Consider the following 22,973-nt stretch of genomic DNA (forward strand, 5'->3'; position numbering starts at 1 on the left):
ATAAATTACTCCTCCACATAATCTATTGCAATAAAAGCTGATTTTCCATCAATGGTAGTTAATCTATATTCTGTTGGTAATTCTTTTAATAATGCACAATCTTTTTTATCCACCCATCCATACATATGTCCATTCATCAATTCTCTTAATTGCTTTGGTATTCTCACTACATATTTCCCTCTGCCGCCTTTTTTACTTTCAGAATGGATAGTAAATCTTTCCCCTATACACTCGCTATACCATTCATTGCCTGTAGATTTCACTATTTTTAAATCCATACTAATTCCTCCCTTCAACGAATAATATTTTTGAAGTGCGAATTAGTACCATAATACTTCATCTAAATTTATATATTCTTCTGCATCACACATACTGAAAGAACCATCTATCCATCCACCTTCATCATGGTCATATTTATAGTAATAAATTTCACCATCTTCATTCATAAATGGGTTTGTTATTGTATCGTAAGCTCTCATTCCTACTGGATAATACGTCATAACTTCTTTATTTAAAAATGGACAATATATCGTTCCCCACTCATTCATATTTGATTTCCATTCAAGTTCTATGTCTGAATCTATTGGCTTAATTCCTAGTATTGCATAGTCATTATTTAATCCTTCTATATCTTTTAAGATATAGATCACTTGTCTTAATACTTTTTTGCCACTAAAGTTACTATAAACACCATCTTCTATAGTTTCATATTCTTTATTTGGATTAAACTCTTTAAGTATTAAAATATCTCCTACTTTAAAATCTCTATCATTTTTTCTTAATTCAAAAGGTTTCTTTTCACATTTAACATCATTAAAATATTGTGGTAATATCTTCAGCTCATGTATTTTCATTCTCCCTCAAATCCTTTCTTCGCAATAGTTTCAAACTATTCTTATTTCTTTTTCTTCCTGCTCCTTGAAAGATACTTTTCTTTACAGTCCTGCTCCAAAATATCTTTTCGTTTCTTATTAACAACTATATTCTTATCTCTAAAATCTTTTATTAATTTATCAATAATCATTTCTTTGCCCTCCATCAGAATGGCATCTCCCCATCATCAATTGGCACTTCTTGTCCAAATCCCATTCCATCATCTACTGGTGGATCCCAGCTATTATTTCTAGAGCTGTTATTAGAACTACCTATAAACTCAAAACTTTCTACAATAACATCTGTTGTATATCTCTTAACTCCATCTTGTCCATCATAACTACCAGTTCTTATACTCCCTGTAACTGCTAACTGCCTACCTTTAGTAACATATTGTGCAATTGCTTCTCCTTGTTTATTAAATGCTATACAGTTTATAAAATCTGTTTCATCTTTTTTAAACTGTCTATTTACTGCTAAAGTAAATCTACAAACTGCTGTTCCGCTTCCTGCTGCATATCTTAGCTCTGGATCCTTAGTAAGTCTTCCTAATAAAACTACTTTATTAATAATAACCACTCCTATTCATATATCTTTCTTATTTTAAATTTTCTTATATAGTTAAATACCGTTCCTTTTGCCACTCCAAGCATTTCTGCTATTTCATCATAATTAAAATTATTATTTAAAAGCTCAACCATAGTTTCTCTATCTATAGTTTTGATTCTAGTTATTGTTAATTCATTATTGATAGCATGTTTTATATTCATTTTCTGAGTACACCACTCTAAATTTTCAACATTATTATTTAAAGGATTTCCATCTATATGATTTACTACTTTATAATTGTTTGGATTAGGGATAAATGCTTCTGCTACCAATCTATGAACTTTAAAATCTTTAGTTTTATTATCTTTGGTTAATTTCACTACGCTTCTGCTATAGTATTTATTGCTTTGTTGTTTATATGGAGCTAATATTCTTTCTCTTTGTATATATTTGCGCCCATTCCAACCTAATAAACTTTTAACTCTGCCAAAATTGCTAATCTCATACAGCCCCTCATACCCCTTTATAGATTTCCATTCCTCTTTATCCATTAATATCATCCCCCTTCAAATACATATCATGATAAGTTACTGCAACTGCATAAGCTTGCCATATATCTTTTTTAAATCCGTAAAACCATCCTGGTTCTTTCTTAGTGCCTTTCCCCTTATTAGGTGTGTTAGGAGCAAATCTATCTACTAAAGCTTGTACTATATTACTATCTTTAGCCCTCATACTATTGCATAAATTCATCTTTTCATCTTTTCTATAGATATATTTAGGTTTTGTACAATAAGCTCTTCTAATGGCTTCTGTAAATATTCCTATCCATACACAAGTTTCAAAGACACTTTGCCCTACAGCCATTCCTTGTGACGCTATCATTTCAATAGCAAAACACTCCTCTCCTTTAGGATAAAAATCATTGTTACATATTCTTTTTAATAATTCTTCATTTAAAATTTTTCCACACTCTACAATGCTTAAATCTTCACATAAATATACATATCCACTTTCTATATTTCCTGGATCTATTGCTAATATCATATTTTATACTTATCCTTCCAAACTATATAATTCTCAAATGAATCTTTTATTTTTTGTTTTTTACAAAAATCTTTAAACTCTTGTAATTCTCTTTCAGTTATCCAACTCATAATATTTCTCCTTATTAATTAGGGAGATTCCCCTCCCCTTATTCTTAAGCTATTATTGATATATTCTTAATTTCTTCTAACTCTTTTTCTAAATATTTCTTTATATTAATAATTGCTTGATTTCTCCATGCTCCTCCATCAGCTTCAAATAATGCTGCTCTTGGTCCGCTTTGCATCCTAAATATAAATTTACTTGTTGGTTGTTCTACTTCTGGGAATGTTCTATATGGTGCTAATGATACTGGATTAGGTACTATTGCTTGTCCTACACTTGCTACACCTGTTTTAACTGTTACTTGTTGGCTTACTCCATCATCACCAGTTGACTTTACCGCTTCATCTTGAACTAATCCTGTATACTTTAATAAGACTGCTTTATCTCCTGCATCTACAAATGAACTTTGTAACATGATATTAAATCTTTCTGTATCTAGAAAATCATTGTATCTAATGTTATTAGGTAATATTGCATCTGCCTTTATATATAACTCTCTTTCTCTATCACAGTTTAATGCGCTGTATAATCTAACTTCATTATGAGATTTAACATGTATTAACAACTCACCTTCTAATTCATCTACATTTGTTTTTATATAATCAACTAAACCTGTTAATGTAGCTACATTTAAAACTTCTGCTACTGGAGCTGTAACTCTTTTTAAAGACTCTCTTGTATATGTTCCTTGTGGTAACTCAACTATTGGCTCCTTTTCCATACCTAAACCTACTAAATATTCTAATGCTTCTCTTCTTTCCATTTTCTTTTCCACCTTTACTTTATTTATTAATGTGCAAGGTTTAAGCCCCTTGCCATGGCTATATATAAATTTAATTATTTAACTAATCTGATTCCTTCTAAATCAATATTTTCTGCATTTTCTTCTGCTGTTGTTACTACTTCGCCAGTTTCTTCATCTACTCTCATTACACTTTGTCCTGGAACTTGTTTTTTATATTCACTTGCTAATACTCCACCTTTTCCATCTGAACCAATAACAATTTTTGCTGATAATGCCTTGCTTGGTGCTAACTTTGTTTTTGCTACTATGTTAACCTCTGTAAGCTCTCTATCTTCTCCAGTAGTTAATGTCATATCAACTGTTAGCTTTCTCTTAACCTTATAATCTGTGTTTGGGTCAGTAATGTTTTGTAACACCTCTCTTAATGCCATATTTACCTTTTCTGCTAATGCTCCATCTGCAAATGTTTCTAAATTAATCATGTTATTCATAATGTTTTTCCTTCTTTCTCTTATTATTAATTGATTATTAATTGAAAATATATAGTTATAGCTATTGCTAAAATTAACTCACTTTTCTACTCTTCTCTATTAACCTTTAAATCATCTTTTGCCTTACTCCATATCATTCTTGAAGTTGTATGAACTTCTTTTAGATACTTACATATTTCTTCTAGCCTACCCTTTAATGCTGACTTTTCTCCTCTTTTAAGGTCTTTCTTTATATCTAACTTAATCTTGCTCCAGCGATTATAAGCCTGTAATGAATCAATCATTAATCTATAAGCTTCTCTTATATCATTCTCTTGTAATGAACCAAATCTCTTAACAATATTGATATACTGTAAAGCTTCTTCTTTATATTCATCTTCAAAGCTCATAGTTAACACCTATTCCACATATTTTTTTAACCTATAATTACAATCACTCTTAAATACAGTTCCAAACCTCTTGCCACAACACTCCAATATCCTACCGCCTAAAGCTTCATCTAAATCTAAAAGCATTATTGGAGTACATTCTGTAGAAATTAAAGTAGGTAGATAGTTGTAATATCTATAATTAATTATTGGATATATATGCTTAATATCTGGTTCTTTAAGTTCACCTATTAACTTACCTTTCTTAACCTTATCCTTAAATAAGTCATCTATAATCAATACTTTAGCTCTCTTATATTTCTCTATTGTTTTGTTATAATATTCCTCATCCATAGCACAAGCCTTTAATTCCCTCATAACCTCTATATAAGGCATATACACTACTGGTATTTTTTTATCTAATAAAGCCTTACCTATTGCAGTAACTATATGTGTTTTCCCTGCTCCTGGTTGTCCCATTAAACAAAAACCATTTTCCCTAATATCTTTTATTTCATCAAAGCTTTTTATATATTCAACTGCCTTTTCTCTAGCTTTGTTAGTTATATCGTTATAAGGCTTATATTCTTTTAGCAGCTTTATATCTTTAGGTGCTACCCCGAAACTTTCCCACATTCTATTTATAAGATCCAACTCATAACATTCACATCTAGCTTTTATTTTTCCCTCGTCATTAAATAACCAGGTTGTATCTTTACACTTATTACACTTGTAATTATTCGAAGCAGCCGAAGTTATATTGCTGTTTATCTTCACTTGATTTAATATTCTGTTCAATACCTCCATTATTGCTATCTCCTTTATCTCTATAATTCCCCTCTAATACTTTTGTAAAATTATTAGGTTTAATCAGCCAATCAAATGTAATTGTCCAATTTTTATTATTCTGCCCTTTTAGGAAGCTTGAATATCTTATATTTTCTATTGCTTCTAATACTGTATCTAATCCATATTCTTTAATTCTTGCATTTAATAATCTATATCTATTTGTGTTAGGATTTATTGCTACTAACTTTTGTAATCCTATTGAGTTCCAAGAATCAATAATAGGTTGTACTTTAGTACTACTAACTATATCTTTAGATATAGTATTATTATCCTTACCTAACCTATCCTTACCTAACCTAACCTGGGTTTCACATTGGTAACCATTTTGTACACCGTCTGGTATACCAACGGTAGTCACATCATTTGATAAGGTATAAGAGTTATTATCTTTTAATATTAATTGGCTTTTTTCTTCTTGGTATGGAGTCTCTTTATATCTATCACTTCTTATATAATTGTGTATTCTCCAATGCTTTATTACACATACACCACTTTCAAAAGGAATCACAAATCTTTTAGCTATAAGTAACGTAATATCATCTTGGTTACACCCAACCATTCTTTGTATTTTTTTAGGATTATTTATAAATCCATCATCATCTGCTCTCATGCTTAAATGGAAGTATAGAGCCTGTGTACTAAGTGGCATATCTAAAAAAGCATCACTATCTATAATTGTTTTGGAAAACATTCTTCTCTCTGCCATACTAACTACCTCTAGTAAGAAGGACTAAAATGTCTTTCTCTGTTAACATCCTCTAGTCTTTCCTTCGCTTCTATGATTTCATAAGCTTCTTCTAACGCTATCTTTAATTCTAGATTTTCATCTTCTAACTCACTAAAAGTCTTTTCCCCAATACTGCGCCTATAATCATCCACTAAATTCTCAAACTGCTCATTTTCGAATACAACACCTTCTGTTTTATCCTCTGTAATAAATTGCACATATGCTCCATCTATATATTTAACTTCTTGGTTTCTCCAATTTAAATTAACAACTCTTTCTAAGATCACTTCTTACCCTCCAATCCGTTACAAACATGGTCATATTCTGCTTTGGTAAGTGATTTTATATCCTTTTTGTATTTTGTTAATACCATTTGTTCAATCTTTGCTTTATCATATCCAGCGTTATTAGCTAATGTATATAACCTTCTAATTTGTGCTGCAGATAAATTTGTAGTACTTGACTTACCCTCTTTCCCATGAGTGTTGGTTGAATCACTATCCTTGTTATCATCAATACAGAACAATCCATTTAATGCATACTTTCTAGCATATGAAGAAGATGCTCCAGTAATCTGACTTCCGTCCATGCCTTTTTTACTTTCTTCTTCTCTAGCTAAACCAGTACTCCATTCCTTTTCACCTGTTTCTACATCTGTTAAAGTTGCTGTAGCTTTTATATGATATCTACCTTCTGTATAAACAATTTCATCACTCAACTTTAAAGTACATCTATTTTCCTTTAATAAAGGCTTTACTGCTTCTAATATATCCTCACAACTTCTGTAGTTGTAATTCCCAAAATTATTACGTTGGTTCTTAGGAGCATTAAGTTCCTGTTGAATATTAAACAACTTATCATATATCCCCATATATAATTCTCCTATTCAGCTTTAATACTTATGTTCTCTACAGTTTCTACTCTTACTCCTGGAACAATTTCACCAGTGGCTTGATTTACACCATCTTTACAAAGCTTCTTTAATGCAGTCTTATCCAGTTCTGTCTTAACCCTAATTGCATCTATTTCATTCGCGTAGCAGTAATCCATTATTGCTTGTTCATCTTCATAGATATATTTAGATGTTTTTCTTGATGTTACTTTTCCATATGGAGTTGATAATTTAAACTTTTTATCTTTTGCTCTCTCCTCTATATAGTAAGCACTTAATAGACTTTCAAAATATTCTTTATCATCATTTAATGACTTAACTTCCTTTTCTGCCCATTCATTAATACTAGCTATTTGTTCAGCTGCTACATTATTAATTTCATTCATCTTTTCATTTACTGCTCTTAACTTTCTTAATACCCATGTAGCACTTTGCAAGTCAGTTACTTTAAATTCCTCTCTTAACTCCTTAATTTCTTGTAAATCATTTTGTAATAACATATTCATTTTTTAATTCCTCCTAGTTTAAATTCTTTTAATTTTCTGTTATACTGTCCTTGAATGTTTTTATAAGGCTATTAACTGGCTCATGAGCGCCAACTCTACCAGATAGTAGCTTTTCTGCTCTTTCTATAGCAATGTCATAATCTAATCCTTTATCTGCTATCATTTCATGTGCTAATCTAGCAACTTCTTCTATATAATCATCTTGTTTCATTTATCCAACTACCTCACTTGAAACATCAACTCGCACAATTTTATATCCTCCACTTCCTCCATCTCTAGTAACCGCATTATATATAGCTTGTTTAGAAACTCCTAAACTTTTTCCTAATTCATCTGCAGAACTTCCAATAAAAATTGGCAGTTGATATTTATCATTGCTACAAGCCATCCAAATTAAATCTTTCTTTGGTTTAATTAACTTCTTTTGTTCTTTACAAACTATCTTGTCCAATTCTTGGCTAATAGCAACAGTTCTTTCATCTGTCATGCCGTATTCATCAATAGCTTTATAAAGCTTTTCTCTTAAATCCTTCATACTTACCTCCTAATTCTCTTTATTAACTTATCTATTCCATCTAAAATTGATGCAATTATTAGAATTAACCCAATTATTATTATTAACACTAGGGGCATTACAAAGGTACATATGCCCCATATATTTAAGCCTTCCATAGATTCACTCCTTTAAACTCGGAGTATGCTTTCTTATTATTACTCCTTCATCATCTTTGAAAAATTCTAATGAATCTCCTTCTTTAAGATTTAATAATTTTCTTACTTCTACTGGTATTGCTACTCTTCGTAGCTTATCTACTTTCCTGACTACTCCTAAACTTTTCATACATTTTTCTCCTTTTATAGACAATATATTTATGGTAAAATATTCTTTAAAGGGGGTGTTTTTATGCTTAAGTTAGATAATATCGATAAACTCAACATTGCTAAAAAACTAACTGAAATAGCTATTGAAAACAACTTAATTTCTAATTATAGTGATGAAAAGGAAACTGCTGAAGCTGTATGTGTTTTTTTCAAAACTATATTTGATGAATTAGATTCAAGTTCAGAAAAATAATCTTTTTAACTACTATAACTACTTCTATTTAGTTGTAGTAGTTTTTTTAATTTCTAAATAAATTTTTAATAATTCATTTATTTGAGTTGATACAGCTAAACAAGTAGCAACACAGTTATTATGACGAAAATTTTTATTTCCCTCTTGTATATCTATTAATTTTTCAATTTGATTTTCTATAATCTCTTGAACTGGTACTTCTTGAGCAGTTCTTTCTAACTCTTTAATTGCATAATTTAAAGCTTGTACATCTTTCTCCCATTCTTCTCCAGACTCTTTCATGCTTTCACAATGTGCTTTTAAGCTTTCCAATTGTTCAATAACTTCTTTATTTAACATATTAAATTACCTCACTTTCTCCTCTTTCAATTAATGGTAAAATATCATTTTGCTTCAATAGGTCATATATAAATAATCTGCCTTTTTGTGTCCAATAAGTATGCAACTTACTTCCTTGACTTCCATCAGTTCTGCTATAATTTTGTGTTTTTGAGAATGTATATCCCTTATCGTGATACTTAGCATACAATAGCCATTGCTCTCCTAATTTATATTGAACTCCTAATTCATGTAATTTTTTATTTAAGCTTGTACCACTCATTCCATAATCTTTAGCTATTGCTGATATTGCTAATAATGAATTATTTTGAAGTATTAAATCATAGTAAGTAGCTTTTGGTTGTAACTCTCCTATCCTTTGGTTTTGTTGAGCATTTATTAAAGTTAGATTTTCAACTTTCTTTTCAGCTTCTAACCTTGCAGCTCTTTCCTCTTTTAATTTAGTTGCTGCTGCTATAAGTAAATCTGGATTATCTAATAATTCATCTGTTGCATACATTCCATGTTTTCTCATACTTGGTAATACTTCTGTTGCTAACCACATTTGAAACTTTTTAGCTAATTCATTATTTGCTTTCATTGCTAATAAATAAAATAAACTCTCTGGTATAAAATCATTCGTACCCACTTGTGGGTATGAACCAAATTCAGAAATATATTTATTAACCCTATTCCATCTAACAACTGTGTTGCCACTTGTGGCAACGGTAGTCCACCCAAGCCCTTTCGCTGAATCTTCTGCATTTAAAGAAATACTTCCATCATCATTTTTAATCGCTCTTACTTCAAGTTCTAATTCTTTATTAACAAATAATTGAACTCCTTCTTTATGCTTGTGTTTTACTTCCATTTATTTTCCTCCTTAATTTTTTAATAAGTTACCTTACTTAATTAATTTTTTAACTGTATAGCTAATTTCAACACCATATTTATCGCTTTGTAATTTACCTAAAACATCAAAAGCTTTTTGTATATGTTGTATTGTTAAGTTTTCAAAACCATGAACTTTAACTTCCATAATATACTCCCCCTCACTTTAACTCATATTTCTAATCCCACATGCCAATTTGTTGTGGTCTATCTAATTTAACAATTCTTATACTTTCATCAATAACTGGTAAAACTGATTTATAATTATCTATGTCTAAATCTTCCCACTTAGTTATTCCTAAAATTAAAAATACTCTCGCTTTAACTTGCTCGTATTCATCATCAGCCCTTAATATCCCTAATCTTTTCTTAATGTAATTTGATATATCAGTCTTGGATTTACTTTTAATTTTGTAATATTCTTTTACCTCTGATAGCTTGTCCTCAAATATATCATTTACCAATGTTGTTAATTGACCTTTAAATTCATTGAATAATTTCTTGCTATTAACTACTTCCTTTATTCTGAAATAGTTATTAACTAATTCTCTTTGAACTTTCCAAGCTAAATCATCTTGAAGTGATTTTACTAACATTAAATAACCACTTTCTGTTAAAACTGTTATTCCTCTGTTTGGAATCTCTAAAGTAGGAATTTCGTACTTTAAAGATTTTTTAATTATGAAGTAATCCTCATTTTCTATAAAATGTTTCTTATTCTCATAAAAATTACTTTTTGCAGTTCCTTCTACTCTTTGATGTAGCATATCAATATCTTTAAAAGTTACTACCCTTTGTCCACTAAATTCTTTTATTAATAAATCAGAATTATTAATTTTTACAATTTGATTATTCACTTTTCTCCCTCCTTAGCTCTCTTTTTTAGAAACAAACTTCTCAAACAATTTTTTAAAATCATATTCTGGAAAGAACTTTTCTTGAATTGCTAGCGCTTCATCATAAGTAAATTGATATTTACCTGCAATTTTTAGATTTAAAGTATTGTAAGTACGTCCAATTTCTTTAGCGATATCTTGCTTCTTTATTCTCTTTCTGACAATTTCAGCTTCTAAATTGTTATACATATCTTTTCCTCCTTTTGCATTGAACGTTATTTCGTTCGTTGAATTTATGTTAAACTATATTTCGTTTAAAGTCAACTATATTTTTTTTATTTTCTTAAGTTTTTTTATTTTTTTACGATATTTCGTTTATATTTATTGAAATTTCGTGCATTAAATGTTATTATATATATAACGAAAGGAGATAAATAAGTATGGATAAAACGGAAAAGCTTAAACATATTATTTTAAGTAAATATAACAGTATTCGTGAATTCTCTAAAATAGTAGAAATTCCAAGTACAACCTTAACAAGCGCATTAGACAAAGGTATTGGAGGAATGGCGGTTGATAGAATCATTAAAATCTGTGATGTTCTAAACATTGATATAAAAACATTCGAGCCATTAGAAATTATTCCACCAAACAATAATCTCTCTCAAGAAGAAACAACATTATTAGAAAACTACAATAAATCAAATGATGAAGGTAAGAAAATGATTTTAAGTCATTCAGATTATGTCTCTAAAAATTATAAAGATAATACAATTAATGAAATAACTGCAACTAAAGAAAAAGATAACAAAGTTGTCGAACTTCCTAAAATAGAAAAACAAATATGGGAAGAACCAGGTAAAGAACACTTAATGCCTATTGCTTGTCATGATGATAATCTAACTGATGAAGAAAAAAATATCATGAATGAAAGAATAAATGAATATATAAAGAAACAACAATAATATATTGAGGATAATTTTACGAATGAGAGAATATGATGATTTGTTAATAAATGCAAATAAACAAGGTTTTTTAGTAGTAGAAATAGATTTAGGTACTGACGCTCCTTGCGGAAAATGTATTGGTAATACAATTTATATTAACAATAGAATAACTACAAAGGAAAAGGCTTGTATATTAGCTGAAGAAATAGGTCACTACTATCTTACTGTTGGTGATATTACTAATCAAAAGGATATAAATAATAAAAAGCAAGAATTAAAAGCTAGAAGATACGGTTACAACCTATTAATAGAACCTGATGATATTATTCATGCAATCAAAAAAGGTTGTAATAATAGATATGAAATAGCTGATTATCTTAATATAAGTGAAGATTTTTTTGAAGAGCTTATTGAAGATTATAAAAAGCGATATGGAATAGGTGTTTTAGTTGGCAACTACTACTTACAACTTGAACCTAACCTAGGTATTATTAAAGACTTAGGTGGACTATTTAATTATAAAAATAAATAGCTACTTCTGTAGCTGTTTATTTTAAATTTCTAAAAAGTATAAGGAGTGAGTTAATGAAATTTTATAATTATGAAGCAGAAATGCTATATAAAAATATTTGCCTTACTTACAATTGTAAATTCACAATCTTTGAAGATAAATTAATAACAATTGAAGATTTGAAAGTAATTGAAAAAAATTTGATTGAAATTAAAGAAAAAGAATTAAATAAATAATTATTTTTATAATAAAGGAGTAAATTACATGTTAAGAGTAGCCTTATATATTAGAGTAAGCACCGAAGAACAAGCCCTACATGGTGACTCTATAGAAGCACAAAAACAAGCACTTATAGAATATGTACAAAGGAATCAACACAAAATAGTTGATTACTACATTGATGATGGCTTTACCGCTACCTCATTAAAACGACCTAGCTTGCAAAGATTACTTAAAGATGTGCAAGAAAACAAAATAGATTTAATAATCTTTACTAAAATAGATAGATGGTCTAGAGGGGTTAGAAATTATTATAAAATACAGGATGTACTTGATAATCATAAAGTTAATTGGAAAACAATTTTTGAAAACTATGATACCTCTACTGCTGCTGGTCAACTTCATATAAATATAATGCTTTCTGTCGCTGAAAATGAAGCAGCTGTTACTAGTGAAAGAATTAAAGTTGTATTTAAAAATAAAATAAAGAATAAAGAAGTTATAACTGGTAAAGTTCCGAAAGGCTATAAAATAGAAAATAAAAAATTGGTTATTGATAAAGAAACTATAAATATAGTTGAATCTATATTTTCTCATTTTGAAATTCATCAATCTAAAAGATCTACTATGAATTTTATAAGAGATGAACTTGGTGTCAATTTATCGTATAAAACCATTTCAAATATACTAAGTAATTCTTTATACAAAGGTGAATATAGGGGAATAGTTAATTATTGCCCTGCAATAATAGATAAAAAAAGATTTGATAAAATACAAACCATTTTAAAAAGGAATATATCTACTAATACTTCCAATCGCATTTATTTATTTTCAAGCTTACTTGTATGTAGCCATTGCAATCATAATCTTGGCGGCTTTAATACAAAACATAATGAAAAATTTTTCTTTAATTATAGATGCAACTATAATTTTTATAGAAAACTCTGTGATAATAACCGTTGTATTAGTGAGAAAAAAATTGAAAAGAAAATTATAGAGCAATTCAAAATACAACTACATGAGTATATAGTAGATTATGAAGTTAAAAAGAAAAATAAACCTAAAAAAAGCAATAAAACTGAAATCGAAAATAAAATAAAAAAACTTAATGATTTATATATAAATGATTTTATATCATTAGAAGAATATAAAGAAAAACATGAATTTTATAAATCTAAAATAATTGAAGATGAATGTCCACAAGATGAGTTCAATATAGAATATTATAAAGAAATGCTTAATATTGATTTTAAAGAAACTTATATGAACTTAGATAGAGAAGATAAACGAGCTTTTTGGAGAAGTTTTATAAAGGAAATTAAAATAGACCATGAATGTAATGTGAAATTGAAATTTCACTAATCATGGTCATATATAATTATATTTCTTTATTGTTTATCCTTTTAGCTAAATCCTTAACCTTTTTTTCTATTTCTAATGCACAACTTATTATTTTTTGTTCGTTACCAGTAGGATCTTCCAATCCCCAATCTTCTACATGTTTTGCTGGTAAATATGGACATACAACATTACATCCCATTTTTATAACAATATCAACCTTCGGTATGTCACCCAACAGTTTTGACCTTTGAGTTTCATTCATATCAATATCATATAGATTCTTAATTATCCTTACTGCATCTTGATTAATTTGTGGTTTTGTTTCTGTTCCAGCTGAATAACTTTCAAAAACATCTATACCGTATTTTTTTCCTAATGCTTCTGCCATTTGTGATCTACAAGAATTATGTACACATATAAATGCTACCTTTGGTTTATTCATAATCAATCTCTCCCTATAAATATATACTATTAAACACCTTAAATATAGATTATTATCTATATTTAGTCAATATTTTATACTTATAATATAATTATTTTCAAAAAATTACCATTGATTTATATTTTTTTATAACATGCTCCTTAAACTCTTCTGCAATTTTTGATATATAAGTTTCCTTGTTCCATCCCATATAAATTTTCTTATATCCAATGTCATCTTTTATTCTTATTTTAGAAATTTTATTTGTATTAATCATAGGTGTATTTACAACTACTGAAATACCAGCCCCTGCAGAAACTAAGCTTGCAAGCATACTAGCTTCAGTAGGTTCCACCGATATTTTAGGTGTATAACCTATAAGTTCAGCATAAGATATTTTCTTTTCATTATCTCTTGTATTATAAACTATAAAATTTTCTTCTTTTAATTCTTTTAAATATACCTCTTCTTTATTAGATAAATAATGATTTTTAGGAACTATTAATACATATTTTTCTTTTTTTACTAATGAAACCTCTATTTCAGGATAATCATTAAACCTTTTAATATCATCAAAAAAACCTAAATCTATTTTTCCATACTTTAAATCCTTTAATATTTCATCTGTACTTTCATTATTAAAGTTAAATTTTGTTTGAATATGACTATTTAAAAAACTACTTATTAAAAATGGTAAAATATTTGATGCTGTAGTAAAGTTTTTTGTTTCTGCTATAACTTTAAAATATTCTAATTGTTGTAAATTCATATTTTAATCTCCTAAGAATTAATTTAATAGAGAAAAGTCAATCTAATAATGAATCAAAACTTGGAACTTATGGTGTTATAAAAGGTGCAAACTACTTTTTAACAGCTGCCTGTGAAAATGATGATTTAAGTTTAATAGCTTTAGGATATACTTTAGAAAAAGTTATTTTATATTGTACCTCTTTAGGCTTAGGTACTGTATGGTTAGGTGGTACATTTAATAAAAGTGGCTTTGCTAAAGCTATAAATCTTGATGAAAAAGAAATATTACCCATAGTTGCTCCTGTAGGATATGAAGGAGGTAAAAAATCACTTATAGCTACTTTATTTGGTAGTAATACTGATAAACGTAAAAATTACTCTGAAATATTCTTTAATGAAAATTTCAATACTCCCCTTGATAATAGTCATTTTTATAAATACAATCAATCACTTGAAATGCTGAGACTTGCCCCATCTGCACTTAATAAACAGCCTTGGAGAGTGTTAAAAGATAATAATAACTTACACTTTTATTTAGTTAGTGCTAAAGGATTAACTAAAATTGATTTAGGAATTGCACTTTGTCATTTCCATTTAACATCTATTGAAAATGGGTTAAGTGGTAATTTTACTTCAATAGATTCTTTAAAAAATATAAAAAATTCAGATTTTACTTACATTATATCTTGGATTGATAAATAAACTTAAAAATAATTCATATTAAAAACTAAGGAGTGTATATAAATGTTTAAAGTAAATAGAGAAAAATGTATTGCTTGTACACAATGTATTCAAGATTGTCCTACTCGTGTTATTTCACTAAAGGATGGAAAAGCTGATATTAATAATGAAGGTTGCATTAAGTGTGCTCATTGTGTCGCAGTCTGTCCTGTAGATGCTGTTTCAAGCGATGATTATAATATGAATGAAGTAAAACCTTATAATAAAGAATCTTTTTCAATAGAAGCTGAGAATCTTTTAAACTTCATTAAATTTAGAAGAAGTGTTAGACGTTTTAAAAATAAATCTGTAGAAAAAGAAAAACTTGAACAAATTATTGAAGCTGGTAGATTTACTCAAACTTCAACTAACAGTCAAGATGTTTCTTATACAGTAGTTACTGATAAATTAGATAAATTAAAAGAATTAGCTTATTCTAGCTTAAAGAAAAAAGGTGAATATATATTAGCAAACTTAACTCCTGAAACAGAACATCTAAAAAGATATGCTAATATGTGGCTACATAGTTATTCTGAGTTTAAAAAAGATCCTATAAAAAATGATAGATTATTTTTTAATGCTCCAACAGTAATTTTTGTTACTTCTCCTTCTCAAATTAATGGTGGATTGGCTTCCTCTAATATGGAACTTATGACAGATGCTTTAGGTCTTGGTACTTTCTTTAGTGGCTTCTTATTAGTTGCTTCACAAGATAATAAAGAAATTTTAGATTTACTTGAAATAAAAGATGGTAAACAAATAATTTCTTGTTTAGTAATTGGATATCCTGATGTTAAATATCATAGAACTGTTCCAAGAAAAAAAGTTAATATAAACTGGAAATAAGCTATATATACCTTAGGGATAAGTTAAGTTTATGAAAAATGATTCATATCAACTTAATCTAGCTTTTTTACATCCCCTAGAAATATATCAAAAAACTACGGCATTATTTTTTGCCGTAGTTTTTATTTTTAAATTACTATTTAATTCTTTGCAAATTGGCTATTATATAATTCCTCATAGAAACCACCCTTAGCCATAAGCTCTTCATGATTTCCTTGCTCAATTATATTTCCATCTTTAATAACTAATATTAAATCAGCACTTTTTATAGTTGATAATCTATGAGCTATAACAAAGCTTGTTCTTCCCTTCATTACATTTTGCATAGCCTGTTGAAGCATAAGCTCTACTCTAGTATCAACTGAACTTGTTGCTTCATCTAATATAAGAATCTTAGGATCAGAAATTATTGCTCTTGCTATAGTTAATAATTGTTTTTCACCTTGAGATATATTTGATGCCTCTTCATTTAAAAACATATTATATCCATCAGGAAGAGTTTTAATAAAATGATGTACATTTGCTATCTTAGTTGCACGTATAACATCATCTTTTGTAGCATCAAATCTACCATATTTTATATTATCTTCTATAGTACCATTAAATAACCATGTATCTTGAAGAACCATACCAAACATACTACGTAAATCTTCACGTTTCATATCCCTAGTATCTACTCCATCAATTTTAATTGCTCCACCTTTAAGCTCATAAAATCTCATAAGTAAATTGATTAATGTAGTTTTACCAGCACCTGTAGGACCTACTATTGCTACCATTTGTCCTGATTTAACTTCTACATTTAAATCTTCAATTAAAATCTTATCATCGCTATACCCAAATCTTACATGCTCAAATGAAACATTTCCTTTTGGTTCATCTAACTTTATAGAATTTTCCTTATCTTCAAGTTGATCTTCTTCATTTAAAAATTCAACTACTCTATCAACTGCAGCAAAAGCTGATTGAATTGCTGATGATAATTGAGTCACTTGAGATAATGGTTGATTTATTTGCCATACATATCTTATAAATGCTTGAAGATTACCAACTGTAATTCCTCCTGCAATTGATATAATAGCTCCAAATATACCTATTGCAGCTATTCCTAAATAACAGATTAATGAAACTAAAGGTCCCATAGTACTTGAGATAAACTGCGCCTTAAAACCTGCCACTTGAAGTTCACCATTTATAGCAGTAAACTCCTCTATTGCATCCTCTTCCTTACCATATAGCTTTATTTCATTAAATCCTGTATACATTTCTTGAACTGTACCATTTAATTTACCTAAAGCATCTTGTTGAGTTTTAAAATATCCTTGTGACTTGCCTACTACTACCCTTGAAACTATATAGCTAAGTGGAATTATAAGTGTTCCTATTAATGCCAATTTAAAATTTATAGAGTACATCATAATAAGAGCTAACGTTACTGATAATACTGAATTTACAACTTGGCTGAAACTTTGTTGAAGTGCATTTGAAATAGTATCTATATCATTTGTAATTCTACTTAATACATCACCATAGCTATTTTTATCAAAATAACTAACAGGTAATCTTCTTATTTTATCTTGAACTGCTCCTCTTAAATCTCTCATACTATTTTGAATAGCATTTGTAAGTAAAAAACTTGCTCCATAAGTTGCTAGTACATTTCCTAAATACACTACAAGTAATAATACTAAAACACCTGTAATATATTTAAAGTTTACACTTGCTCCTTCTACACCTTTTATTAAATCAAAAGAATCATTAGTAAGTTGAGTTATAACTAATCCTTCAGTTATAGGTGCAAGTGCCGTAAATACAGCTGCTACTATTATAAGTAAAATAGCAGTCAAAAATCCTATTCTATATGGTTTAACAAAAGGAGTAATTTTTTTTATTGAATCTTTAATATTTGTCATTATGCTAATTCCTCCTCTGTAAGTTGTGATAATGCTATTTCTTTATATATAGAGCATGTCTTTAATAGTTCCTTGTGCTTTCCAATTCCAACTACTTCACCTTCATCTAAAACTATTATTTTATCTGCATCCATAATTGAACCTATTCTTTGTGCTACTATTAAAACTATTGCATCTGTAGTTTCTTTCTTTAACTCAGCTCTTAAAATAGCATCTGTTTTAAAATCTAATGCTGAAAAACTATCATCAAAAATATAAATTTCTGGTTTTCTAACTAAAGCTCTTGCTATAGACAATCTTTGTTTTTGTCCTCCAGAAACATTTGCTCCACCTTCACCTATTGGTTCATCAAATCCTTTTTCCTTCTTACTTATAAAGTCATAGGCTTGTGCAACTTTTGCGCTATGTACTATTTCATCATCGCTTGCTTCATGTTTACCAAATTTAATATTACTTTTTATACTTCCTGTAAATAATAAATTCTTTTGTCTTATAAATCCTATTTTTTTACGTAATGATTTTAATTGAAAATCTCTTACATCTACTCCATCTATTTTTATAGAACCACTAGTAACATCATAAAATCTTGGTATAAGATTTATAAGTGTAGATTTACCACTACCAGTACTTCCTATAAACGCTATAGTTTCTCCTTTTTTAGCTTTAAATGAAACATTCTTTATTACAGCTTCTTCTCCATCAGGATATATAAATGTAACATCATTAAATTCTAATGTACCTTCATTATTTGTTTCTGTAACTCCTTTTTCTGGATCCTTAATTAATGATTCTGAAGATAATAGTTCTTCAATTCTTTCTGCTGAAACCTGAGCTTTTGGATACATAACAAATACATTAGAAAATAACATTAATGAAAACATTGCATGGAATAAATATTCTATAAATGCAACTAATTGTCCAACTTGTAATGTTCCTACATTAATCATTTTACTTGCTATCCAAAACAATACTATTATTGCTAAGTTAAGTAGTAAGAAAAATGATGGCTGTGCTACTGACATTAATTTGAATAATTTCTTTGAAATACCTGCATATTGGTTATTTGCTTCATTAAATCTCTTGCCTTCATAATCGTCATTACCAAAAGCTCTAATAACTCTTATTCCAGTTAAATTTTCTCTTGATATTCTATTTAATTTATCTAAGTTTTTTTGTTGAGTTTGTGACCATGGATGTGATGTTTTTGCTATTAAAAATACACCAAATACTATAAGTGGTAATGTAACTACTAATATTATTGATAACTTAGCACTTGTTTTTAATATCATAAACAAGCTTATAACAAACATTACTGGACATATCATTGCCATTCTTAATATTGTATTTGTAAATTGCATTACTTGAAAAGCATCGTTTGTTGTTCTTGTTATCATTGAAGATATACCAAATTTATCATATTCACTATGAGAAAAACTCTGTGCTTTTTTAAATATATCATTTCTTATATCTCTTATAATTTTTGTTGAGATATTTGCTGATGTATATCCTAAAAGTATAGTTCCCATGGCTCCCAATATTGAAATTGCTACAATTACAATTCCCATTCTTTTTACATAACTTATATCATTATAAGCTATACCCTTGTCTATTACATGGGCCATTATTGTTGGTATTCCAAGTTCTACTAATGCAAAACCAAATACCCCTAATAAGTTTAATGAAATAAGATCTTTATAATTTTTTAAGTACTTTAATATTAATTTCACTTATTATACCTCCTCTTGTAAATATAATTTTTCAGCTTCCTTATTTTAACATACTAAAGATTTCAATTCTACACTCAATTATATTTTATGTCAATAAACTATTTTCAAACTTCTTTTTTTATTTTTATAATATAAACATAGAGTAATTACTTTATAGCCTATTTTTCGATTAGTTACCATAAAAAAAGACACTTACATATAAATAAATGTCTTTTCACTACTTACTAGTTATTATTTTTTATATATTCCTTATAAAAATCACTTAGTATATCATACTCTTCTTGTGATAAGAATTTGCTATTATATTTTTCATCTAAATCTTTTTGTGTAAATCCTATGTATCTTACTTTGTTCTTGTATAACTCAATAAGACCTAATCTTACATTATTATTTTCACTCATACATCATTGCTCCTTATTCTTTAATTTAATTTTCTATATTATACATTACTTTCTTATTTTATCGCAATAATTTTTATTTCATTAATTTCATTGTACCCATACACTAGCAATTTCTACATTGTTAGGGTATTTTATAATTATTAAATTTTATTGGAGGCTACTATAATGAAAAAACATATTAGTACTAAAGATATAACTAACATTGCAATTATGGCTGCATTAGTTTTTATATCAACTTTTTTAATTAAAATTCCTTCCTTAAATGGATATACCCATATAGGTGATTCCATGGTTATTATATCTGCTTTAATTTTAGGAAAGAAAAAAGGCGCTTTAGCTGCCGGCTTAGGAGCTGCATTATGTGATTTATTAAGCGGATATATGCAATATATTATTCCTACATTTTTAATTAAGGCTATTATGGTATTGATTATTGCTACAATTGCTGAAAATTTAATTAATAAAACTAAATTTGCTTGGATTCTTGGAGCTATTATAGGTTGTACTTTTCAAGTAGGTGGATATTGTTTAGTTGAAACTATACTATATGGGTTTGCAGGAGCACTTGCTTCAGTTCCAGCTAATATTATTCAATCTATAGTTGGAATAGCATTGGCTGTTGTTTTAGCTACTGTACTTGAAAAATCTAATATATTAAACAAACTAAAAACTGATTAGTCTTATCATATTATAGCTTATACTTTTTCATAAATACTAATATAATACCTACATAAAACATTAATGGAGGTATTATATTAGTTGATGAATCTGCACTATTCTGTAATTAGCATCAATAAACTTTATTGCTACCCTTCAATGATTCAAAAATTATTACATAAAAAATATTGAACTCTTTTAAAATATTAAATTTTTTAATTCATTAAAGTTACTATCATTTCTTCTACAGAAAAAACTTCATTAGTTTCAAATAACTCAGCTAAAGATTCTATATTCTCTTCTAAATGCTCAATATCCTTTGAATAAGTATGAGCTATATCAACTATATCAACATCTGTAAAATCATCTTCTTCAGTAAATCTTACTACTGATAGCTCTTTAATCATCAAATAACTCACTATAGCTGTTTTTACTTTTGCTGATACATCATAATCAAAAACAGCCTTCATAAAGTATCTAAATATAAAATAAACTAAGATATTCTCAAACTTATACTTTGATTTTTCATAGTATTTATCAAAGTCTTTATTCTTAAGTAAGTATATTTCTTTATCCTCTTCATTTTGCCAAAAATATCTTATAGCATCATCTAAACCTAAGGGATCATTTGGATTTATATGTTTTAAATTTTTAAATACATTAAAGTATTCATGCATATAATTATATTTATCATCTTCTTTATTTTTATATTGTTCTAAATTACATAAAAGTTCCTTTATAAAGCCTTCGTTGCTATATTTTTCTCTAATAGCTTTAATATCACCTATTTTATTTTCATCTATCTTGTCTTGAATTTCTTTAGCAAAAGAAAGAACTATTGCTGCCCTAGTATTTAATTCAAGATTTCTATCTTGAAGAATATCAAAAACTATCTTTCTACATTGCATAAGTTCTATATAAAGTCTTGCATTAATATCATTATATCCACTAACTTCTTCATCATTTTCACTTAATTCAAATATGGCCTGCTTAGAATCTCTTAATATTATTCTAGCAGCCTCTGGACATGATAAAGAAATTCCTATTTCACGTAAGCTTCCAAACTCCTCTAAATATCTTGGATATTGTCTACATGTATAACAAAGTCCATCTTCTCCAAGTTCATTGTATATATCACATAGCTTATTTTCATTTAAAAATGGACAGTCATTTCCTTTTAATATAAATATATTTTCTCCAGCATCATGTACTATTTCATTTTTTAATCTATCACCAAATGCTCCATCTACCTTTTGATACTTTGAATAAGTTTCATCATCAATTACTATTCCCCAACCTGCACAACATGTATCTTCACATTCTGATGCTATACATTTAAAATCTTTAAAATATTCTGGTACTCTTATTTTCATTTTCTAACCTCACATCTTACGTTATTAAACCTAAATATCTTTCAGATTTCATTTTAATATTTATTAATTATACTATCAAGCTTCTAAATTCATATATTTATTAACTAAATCTACTATTTATTGTCTACATTTATTAAATTCAACATAAATATTAGCAAGTGTTCTATTAATAAAATCATTTGTGACATAAGCATTATCAGAAAATAACAATCCGTAATCAGTATAAAATCTGCTCAGCATGAGAATAATATAAAAATTAGTAATACTTATATCTATAACTCCTGAAAAAAATGGAATTACTGCATTAGAATTTGAAACTACATATGTTAAAGCTGGAATAAATGATCTATCTAAATCATAATTATTACCCATAACTTTTTTTATAAATTCATCTGCATTTTCATCATCATGAATCTTTACACTACTATCAAACTTTATATTTTCTTTTTCTACTTCATTAATATATAAACCTATAGTAAAACAATATAAATCTATTTGTAAATTTGCATTTGTATTTACATTAAAGGTAGCTGGATTTATTGGATTGTAACTTTGATTACTAAACTTTGAATAATTATATGTTAAAAATAAATATAATCTATTAATATTTCTATATAAAATTTCACCATCCTTTACTAAAGGATTAGGACTTCCTAAAAATTTAGCACATGGAGGTAGTTCAAAATTTTCTAATGGATCACAATTACAATTATTTTTGCATTTCTTCCTTCTTTTTTTCTTCAATAACTTTTCCTCCATAATTATTTTATATTATCCTATGATTCTTTACATTTCTATTCTACTTATTTTTAACTATTCAATTTAGTATTTTTCACTCTAATAAAAAAATAGATAAATACTCCCTTAGATAAAAG

General features: G+C 27.8%; 38 protein-coding genes. 8 read left to right on the forward strand and 30 right to left on the reverse strand.

Going from position 1 to position 22,973, the window contains the following annotated elements:
• Nucleotides 1-5 precede the first annotated feature (5 nt).
• The 18 genes from Q0Y03_RS01235 to Q0Y03_RS01320 form a co-directional block, all read right to left on the reverse strand.
• Nucleotides 6-278: a hypothetical protein gene (locus Q0Y03_RS01235; protein WP_297712047.1), complete on the reverse strand. Its 273-nt coding sequence runs from the start codon at nt 276-278 to the stop codon at nt 6-8.
• 42 nt (nt 279-320) lie between these two features.
• Nucleotides 321-854 (reverse strand): DUF3850 domain-containing protein, encoded by a 534-nt coding sequence (locus tag Q0Y03_RS01240; protein WP_297712048.1) that lies wholly within the window; start codon nt 852-854, stop codon nt 321-323.
• A 41-nt stretch (nt 855-895) separates the two neighbouring features.
• Nucleotides 896-1,024 carry a hypothetical protein gene (locus tag Q0Y03_RS01245; RefSeq protein ID WP_297712049.1) on the reverse strand — a complete coding sequence of 43 codons (129 nt, stop codon included), beginning with the start codon at nt 1,022-1,024 and terminating at the stop codon, nt 896-898.
• A gap of 14 nt (nt 1,025-1,038) precedes the next feature.
• Entirely contained in the window at nt 1,039-1,443 is a 405-nt protein-coding gene (locus Q0Y03_RS01250; protein WP_297712168.1) for a single-stranded DNA-binding protein, read from the reverse strand.
• An 11-nt stretch (nt 1,444-1,454) separates the two neighbouring features.
• The gene (locus Q0Y03_RS01255) at nt 1,455-1,973 is read right to left on the reverse strand and encodes an NUMOD4 domain-containing protein (RefSeq protein WP_297712050.1); all 519 of its coding nucleotides are present in this window, start codon (nt 1,971-1,973) and stop codon (nt 1,455-1,457) included.
• Nucleotides 1,966-2,469: a hypothetical protein gene (locus Q0Y03_RS01260; RefSeq protein ID WP_297712051.1), complete on the reverse strand. Its 504-nt coding sequence runs from the start codon at nt 2,467-2,469 to the stop codon at nt 1,966-1,968. Before Q0Y03_RS01260 ends, Q0Y03_RS01255 begins: the two co-directional genes overlap by 8 nt.
• Nucleotides 2,470-2,623: 154 nt before the next feature.
• Entirely contained in the window at nt 2,624-3,337 is a 714-nt protein-coding gene (locus tag Q0Y03_RS01265; RefSeq protein ID WP_297712052.1) for a hypothetical protein, read from the reverse strand.
• Between the two features lie 74 nt (nt 3,338-3,411).
• Nucleotides 3,412-3,810, reverse strand: a complete 399-nt coding sequence (locus tag Q0Y03_RS01270; protein WP_055291074.1) for a hypothetical protein — start codon at nt 3,808-3,810, stop codon at nt 3,412-3,414.
• An 86-nt stretch (nt 3,811-3,896) separates the two neighbouring features.
• Complete coding sequence (locus tag Q0Y03_RS01275; RefSeq protein ID WP_297712053.1) at nt 3,897-4,199, reverse strand: hypothetical protein; 303 nt, start codon at nt 4,197-4,199, stop codon at nt 3,897-3,899.
• A 9-nt stretch (nt 4,200-4,208) separates the two neighbouring features.
• A complete protein-coding gene (locus Q0Y03_RS01280; RefSeq protein ID WP_297712054.1) occupies nt 4,209-4,985 on the reverse strand; it encodes an ATP-binding protein in 777 nt (258 codons plus the stop codon).
• Nucleotides 4,915-5,733: a hypothetical protein gene (locus Q0Y03_RS01285; protein WP_297712055.1), complete on the reverse strand. Its 819-nt coding sequence runs from the start codon at nt 5,731-5,733 to the stop codon at nt 4,915-4,917. The genes Q0Y03_RS01280 and Q0Y03_RS01285 overlap by 71 nt, the downstream gene beginning before the upstream one ends.
• An 11-nt stretch (nt 5,734-5,744) precedes the next feature.
• A complete protein-coding gene (locus Q0Y03_RS01290) occupies nt 5,745-6,041 on the reverse strand; it encodes a hypothetical protein (protein WP_297712056.1) in 297 nt (98 codons plus the stop codon).
• Nucleotides 6,038-6,625: an ERF family protein gene (locus tag Q0Y03_RS01295; protein ID WP_297712057.1), complete on the reverse strand. Its 588-nt coding sequence runs from the start codon at nt 6,623-6,625 to the stop codon at nt 6,038-6,040. The genes Q0Y03_RS01290 and Q0Y03_RS01295 overlap by 4 nt, the downstream gene beginning before the upstream one ends.
• A gap of 11 nt (nt 6,626-6,636) precedes the next feature.
• The gene (locus tag Q0Y03_RS01300) at nt 6,637-7,152 is read right to left on the reverse strand and encodes a host-nuclease inhibitor Gam family protein (RefSeq protein WP_297712058.1); all 516 of its coding nucleotides are present in this window, start codon (nt 7,150-7,152) and stop codon (nt 6,637-6,639) included.
• Nucleotides 7,153-7,180: 28 nt separating this feature from the next.
• Complete coding sequence (locus Q0Y03_RS01305) at nt 7,181-7,363, reverse strand: hypothetical protein (RefSeq protein ID WP_297712059.1); 183 nt, start codon at nt 7,361-7,363, stop codon at nt 7,181-7,183.
• A complete protein-coding gene (locus Q0Y03_RS01310) occupies nt 7,364-7,687 on the reverse strand; it encodes an aspartyl-phosphate phosphatase Spo0E family protein (RefSeq protein ID WP_297712060.1) in 324 nt (107 codons plus the stop codon).
• Nucleotides 7,688-7,689: 2 nt separating this feature from the next.
• Complete coding sequence (locus Q0Y03_RS01315; protein WP_297712061.1) at nt 7,690-7,824, reverse strand: hypothetical protein; 135 nt, start codon at nt 7,822-7,824, stop codon at nt 7,690-7,692.
• A 4-nt stretch (nt 7,825-7,828) separates the two neighbouring features.
• Nucleotides 7,829-7,993: an AbrB/MazE/SpoVT family DNA-binding domain-containing protein gene (locus Q0Y03_RS01320; protein ID WP_297712062.1), complete on the reverse strand. Its 165-nt coding sequence runs from the start codon at nt 7,991-7,993 to the stop codon at nt 7,829-7,831.
• Nucleotides 7,994-8,056: 63 nt separating this feature from the next.
• On the opposite strand from Q0Y03_RS01320, the gene Q0Y03_RS01325 reads away from it, so the two are divergent.
• A complete protein-coding gene (locus tag Q0Y03_RS01325; RefSeq protein WP_297712063.1) occupies nt 8,057-8,227 on the forward strand; it encodes a hypothetical protein in 171 nt (56 codons plus the stop codon).
• Nucleotides 8,228-8,251: 24 nt separating this feature from the next.
• On the opposite strand, the gene Q0Y03_RS01330 is transcribed toward Q0Y03_RS01325, so the two are convergent.
• Genes Q0Y03_RS01330 through Q0Y03_RS01350 form a run of 5 tightly spaced genes read right to left on the reverse strand, consistent with a single transcriptional unit; the run spans nt 8,252 to nt 10,521 of the window.
• A complete protein-coding gene (locus Q0Y03_RS01330; protein ID WP_297712064.1) occupies nt 8,252-8,566 on the reverse strand; it encodes a hypothetical protein in 315 nt (104 codons plus the stop codon).
• A gap of 1 nt (nt 8,567) precedes the next feature.
• Nucleotides 8,568-9,416, reverse strand: coding sequence for a phage antirepressor KilAC domain-containing protein (locus Q0Y03_RS01335; protein ID WP_297712065.1), 849 nt, complete (start codon nt 9,414-9,416; stop codon nt 8,568-8,570).
• Nucleotides 9,417-9,449: 33 nt separating this feature from the next.
• Nucleotides 9,450-9,584 carry a hypothetical protein gene (locus Q0Y03_RS01340; protein WP_297712066.1) on the reverse strand — a complete coding sequence of 45 codons (135 nt, stop codon included), beginning with the start codon at nt 9,582-9,584 and terminating at the stop codon, nt 9,450-9,452.
• Between the two features lie 31 nt (nt 9,585-9,615).
• Complete coding sequence (locus tag Q0Y03_RS01345) at nt 9,616-10,293, reverse strand: ORF6N domain-containing protein (RefSeq protein WP_297712067.1); 678 nt, start codon at nt 10,291-10,293, stop codon at nt 9,616-9,618.
• Between the two features lie 12 nt (nt 10,294-10,305).
• Nucleotides 10,306-10,521 carry a hypothetical protein gene (locus Q0Y03_RS01350; RefSeq protein ID WP_297712068.1) on the reverse strand — a complete coding sequence of 72 codons (216 nt, stop codon included), beginning with the start codon at nt 10,519-10,521 and terminating at the stop codon, nt 10,306-10,308.
• A 191-nt stretch (nt 10,522-10,712) separates the two neighbouring features.
• Here Q0Y03_RS01350 and Q0Y03_RS01355 point away from each other — a divergent pair, with 191 nt between their 5' ends.
• The 4 genes from Q0Y03_RS01355 to Q0Y03_RS01370 are packed head-to-tail and all read left to right on the forward strand — an operon-like array spanning nt 10,713 to nt 13,311.
• Nucleotides 10,713-11,237, forward strand: a complete 525-nt coding sequence (locus Q0Y03_RS01355; protein ID WP_297712069.1) for an XRE family transcriptional regulator — start codon at nt 10,713-10,715, stop codon at nt 11,235-11,237.
• 22 nt (nt 11,238-11,259) lie between these two features.
• Nucleotides 11,260-11,751, forward strand: a complete 492-nt coding sequence (locus Q0Y03_RS01360; protein ID WP_297712070.1) for an ImmA/IrrE family metallo-endopeptidase — start codon at nt 11,260-11,262, stop codon at nt 11,749-11,751.
• 53 nt (nt 11,752-11,804) lie between these two features.
• Nucleotides 11,805-11,966, forward strand: coding sequence for a hypothetical protein (locus tag Q0Y03_RS01365; RefSeq protein WP_297712071.1), 162 nt, complete (start codon nt 11,805-11,807; stop codon nt 11,964-11,966).
• Between the two features lie 28 nt (nt 11,967-11,994).
• A complete protein-coding gene (locus tag Q0Y03_RS01370; RefSeq protein WP_297712072.1) occupies nt 11,995-13,311 on the forward strand; it encodes a recombinase family protein in 1,317 nt (438 codons plus the stop codon).
• Between the two features lie 16 nt (nt 13,312-13,327).
• On the opposite strand, the gene Q0Y03_RS01375 is transcribed toward Q0Y03_RS01370, so the two are convergent.
• Together Q0Y03_RS01375 and Q0Y03_RS01380 are read right to left on the reverse strand one after the other, a co-directional pair.
• Complete coding sequence (locus Q0Y03_RS01375; RefSeq protein ID WP_297712073.1) at nt 13,328-13,732, reverse strand: arsenate reductase ArsC; 405 nt, start codon at nt 13,730-13,732, stop codon at nt 13,328-13,330.
• Between the two features lie 97 nt (nt 13,733-13,829).
• Entirely contained in the window at nt 13,830-14,480 is a 651-nt protein-coding gene (locus Q0Y03_RS01380) for a LysR substrate-binding domain-containing protein (RefSeq protein WP_297712074.1), read from the reverse strand.
• Between the two features lie 26 nt (nt 14,481-14,506).
• On the opposite strand from Q0Y03_RS01380, the gene Q0Y03_RS01385 reads away from it, so the two are divergent.
• Together Q0Y03_RS01385 and Q0Y03_RS01390 are read left to right on the forward strand one after the other, a co-directional pair.
• Complete coding sequence (locus tag Q0Y03_RS01385) at nt 14,507-15,163, forward strand: nitroreductase family protein (RefSeq protein ID WP_297712169.1); 657 nt, start codon at nt 14,507-14,509, stop codon at nt 15,161-15,163.
• A 42-nt stretch (nt 15,164-15,205) separates the two neighbouring features.
• The gene (locus tag Q0Y03_RS01390; protein WP_297712075.1) at nt 15,206-16,027 is read left to right on the forward strand and encodes a nitroreductase family protein; all 822 of its coding nucleotides are present in this window, start codon (nt 15,206-15,208) and stop codon (nt 16,025-16,027) included.
• 140 nt (nt 16,028-16,167) lie between these two features.
• Here Q0Y03_RS01390 and Q0Y03_RS01395 read toward each other — a convergent pair whose 3' ends face one another.
• The 3 genes from Q0Y03_RS01395 to Q0Y03_RS01405 form a co-directional block, all read right to left on the reverse strand.
• Nucleotides 16,168-17,940 (reverse strand): ABC transporter ATP-binding protein, encoded by a 1,773-nt coding sequence (locus Q0Y03_RS01395; RefSeq protein ID WP_297712076.1) that lies wholly within the window; start codon nt 17,938-17,940, stop codon nt 16,168-16,170.
• The gene (locus tag Q0Y03_RS01400; RefSeq protein ID WP_297712077.1) at nt 17,940-19,667 is read right to left on the reverse strand and encodes an ABC transporter ATP-binding protein; all 1,728 of its coding nucleotides are present in this window, start codon (nt 19,665-19,667) and stop codon (nt 17,940-17,942) included. Before Q0Y03_RS01400 ends, Q0Y03_RS01395 begins: the two co-directional genes overlap by 1 nt.
• 224 nt (nt 19,668-19,891) lie before the next feature.
• Entirely contained in the window at nt 19,892-20,068 is a 177-nt protein-coding gene (locus Q0Y03_RS01405; protein WP_297712078.1) for a hypothetical protein, read from the reverse strand.
• A 165-nt stretch (nt 20,069-20,233) separates the two neighbouring features.
• Between Q0Y03_RS01405 and Q0Y03_RS01410 the strand changes: the two genes are divergently transcribed.
• Nucleotides 20,234-20,746 carry an ECF transporter S component gene (locus tag Q0Y03_RS01410; RefSeq protein ID WP_297712079.1) on the forward strand — a complete coding sequence of 171 codons (513 nt, stop codon included), beginning with the start codon at nt 20,234-20,236 and terminating at the stop codon, nt 20,744-20,746.
• A 194-nt stretch (nt 20,747-20,940) separates the two neighbouring features.
• On the opposite strand, the gene fliB is transcribed toward Q0Y03_RS01410, so the two are convergent.
• Together fliB and Q0Y03_RS01425 are read right to left on the reverse strand one after the other, a co-directional pair.
• Nucleotides 20,941-22,098, reverse strand: a complete 1,158-nt coding sequence (gene fliB, locus Q0Y03_RS01420; RefSeq protein ID WP_297712080.1) for a flagellin lysine-N-methylase — start codon at nt 22,096-22,098, stop codon at nt 20,941-20,943.
• Between the two features lie 117 nt (nt 22,099-22,215).
• Nucleotides 22,216-22,842, reverse strand: a complete 627-nt coding sequence (locus Q0Y03_RS01425) for a hypothetical protein (RefSeq protein ID WP_297712081.1) — start codon at nt 22,840-22,842, stop codon at nt 22,216-22,218.
• Nucleotides 22,843-22,973: the final 131 nt, after the last annotated feature.

The organism is Clostridium sp., from assembly GCF_026168755.1.
Classification (GTDB): domain Bacteria; phylum Bacillota; class Clostridia; order Clostridiales; family Clostridiaceae; genus Clostridium.

Bases quoted from the DNA above. Each gene is read 5' to 3' on its own strand.
- Q0Y03_RS01360 (WP_297712070.1), top strand. From the start codon at position 11,260: ATGAGAGAATATGATGATTTGTTAATAAATGCAAATAAACAAGGTTTT.
- Q0Y03_RS01295 (WP_297712057.1), bottom strand. From the start codon at position 6,625: ATGGGGATATATGATAAGTTGTTTAATATTCAACAGGAACTTAATGCT.
- Q0Y03_RS01410 (WP_297712079.1), top strand. From the start codon at position 20,234: ATGAAAAAACATATTAGTACTAAAGATATAACTAACATTGCAATTATG.
- Q0Y03_RS01265 (WP_297712052.1), bottom strand. From the start codon at position 3,337: ATGGAAAGAAGAGAAGCATTAGAATATTTAGTAGGTTTAGGTATGGAA.
- Q0Y03_RS01260 (WP_297712051.1), bottom strand. From the start codon at position 2,469: ATGATATTAGCAATAGATCCAGGAAATATAGAAAGTGGATATGTATAT.
- Q0Y03_RS01275 (WP_297712053.1), bottom strand. From the start codon at position 4,199: ATGAGCTTTGAAGATGAATATAAAGAAGAAGCTTTACAGTATATCAAT.
- Q0Y03_RS01330 (WP_297712064.1), bottom strand. From the start codon at position 8,566: ATGTTAAATAAAGAAGTTATTGAACAATTGGAAAGCTTAAAAGCACAT.
- Q0Y03_RS01325 (WP_297712063.1), top strand. From the start codon at position 8,057: ATGCTTAAGTTAGATAATATCGATAAACTCAACATTGCTAAAAAACTA.
- Q0Y03_RS01300 (WP_297712058.1), bottom strand. From the start codon at position 7,152: ATGAATATGTTATTACAAAATGATTTACAAGAAATTAAGGAGTTAAGA.
- Q0Y03_RS01355 (WP_297712069.1), top strand. From the start codon at position 10,713: ATGGATAAAACGGAAAAGCTTAAACATATTATTTTAAGTAAATATAAC.
- Q0Y03_RS01350 (WP_297712068.1), bottom strand. From the start codon at position 10,521: ATGTATAACAATTTAGAAGCTGAAATTGTCAGAAAGAGAATAAAGAAG.
- Q0Y03_RS01340 (WP_297712066.1), bottom strand. From the start codon at position 9,584: ATGGAAGTTAAAGTTCATGGTTTTGAAAACTTAACAATACAACATATA.
- Q0Y03_RS01380 (WP_297712074.1), bottom strand. From the start codon at position 14,480: ATGAATTTACAACAATTAGAATATTTTAAAGTTATAGCAGAAACAAAA.
- Q0Y03_RS01335 (WP_297712065.1), bottom strand. From the start codon at position 9,416: ATGGAAGTAAAACACAAGCATAAAGAAGGAGTTCAATTATTTGTTAAT.
- Q0Y03_RS01405 (WP_297712078.1), bottom strand. From the start codon at position 20,068: ATGAGTGAAAATAATAATGTAAGATTAGGTCTTATTGAGTTATACAAG.
- Q0Y03_RS01255 (WP_297712050.1), bottom strand. From the start codon at position 1,973: ATGGATAAAGAGGAATGGAAATCTATAAAGGGGTATGAGGGGCTGTAT.
- Q0Y03_RS01370 (WP_297712072.1), top strand. From the start codon at position 11,995: ATGTTAAGAGTAGCCTTATATATTAGAGTAAGCACCGAAGAACAAGCC.
- Q0Y03_RS01245 (WP_297712049.1), bottom strand. From the start codon at position 1,024: ATGATTATTGATAAATTAATAAAAGATTTTAGAGATAAGAATATAGTT.
- Q0Y03_RS01375 (WP_297712073.1), bottom strand. From the start codon at position 13,732: ATGAATAAACCAAAGGTAGCATTTATATGTGTACATAATTCTTGTAGA.
- Q0Y03_RS01305 (WP_297712059.1), bottom strand. From the start codon at position 7,363: ATGAAACAAGATGATTATATAGAAGAAGTTGCTAGATTAGCACATGAA.
- Q0Y03_RS01285 (WP_297712055.1), bottom strand. From the start codon at position 5,733: ATGGCAGAGAGAAGAATGTTTTCCAAAACAATTATAGATAGTGATGCT.
- Q0Y03_RS01320 (WP_297712062.1), bottom strand. From the start codon at position 7,993: ATGAAAAGTTTAGGAGTAGTCAGGAAAGTAGATAAGCTACGAAGAGTA.
- Q0Y03_RS01280 (WP_297712054.1), bottom strand. From the start codon at position 4,985: ATGGAGGTATTGAACAGAATATTAAATCAAGTGAAGATAAACAGCAAT.
- Q0Y03_RS01235 (WP_297712047.1), bottom strand. From the start codon at position 278: ATGGATTTAAAAATAGTGAAATCTACAGGCAATGAATGGTATAGCGAG.
- Q0Y03_RS01390 (WP_297712075.1), top strand. From the start codon at position 15,206: ATGTTTAAAGTAAATAGAGAAAAATGTATTGCTTGTACACAATGTATT.
- Q0Y03_RS01365 (WP_297712071.1), top strand. From the start codon at position 11,805: ATGAAATTTTATAATTATGAAGCAGAAATGCTATATAAAAATATTTGC.
- Q0Y03_RS01240 (WP_297712048.1), bottom strand. From the start codon at position 854: ATGAAAATACATGAGCTGAAGATATTACCACAATATTTTAATGATGTT.
- Q0Y03_RS01310 (WP_297712060.1), bottom strand. From the start codon at position 7,687: ATGAAGGATTTAAGAGAAAAGCTTTATAAAGCTATTGATGAATACGGC.
- Q0Y03_RS01395 (WP_297712076.1), bottom strand. From the start codon at position 17,940: ATGACAAATATTAAAGATTCAATAAAAAAAATTACTCCTTTTGTTAAA.
- Q0Y03_RS01270 (WP_055291074.1), bottom strand. From the start codon at position 3,810: ATGAATAACATGATTAATTTAGAAACATTTGCAGATGGAGCATTAGCA.
- fliB (WP_297712080.1), bottom strand. From the start codon at position 22,098: ATGAAAATAAGAGTACCAGAATATTTTAAAGATTTTAAATGTATAGCA.
- Q0Y03_RS01315 (WP_297712061.1), bottom strand. From the start codon at position 7,824: ATGGAAGGCTTAAATATATGGGGCATATGTACCTTTGTAATGCCCCTA.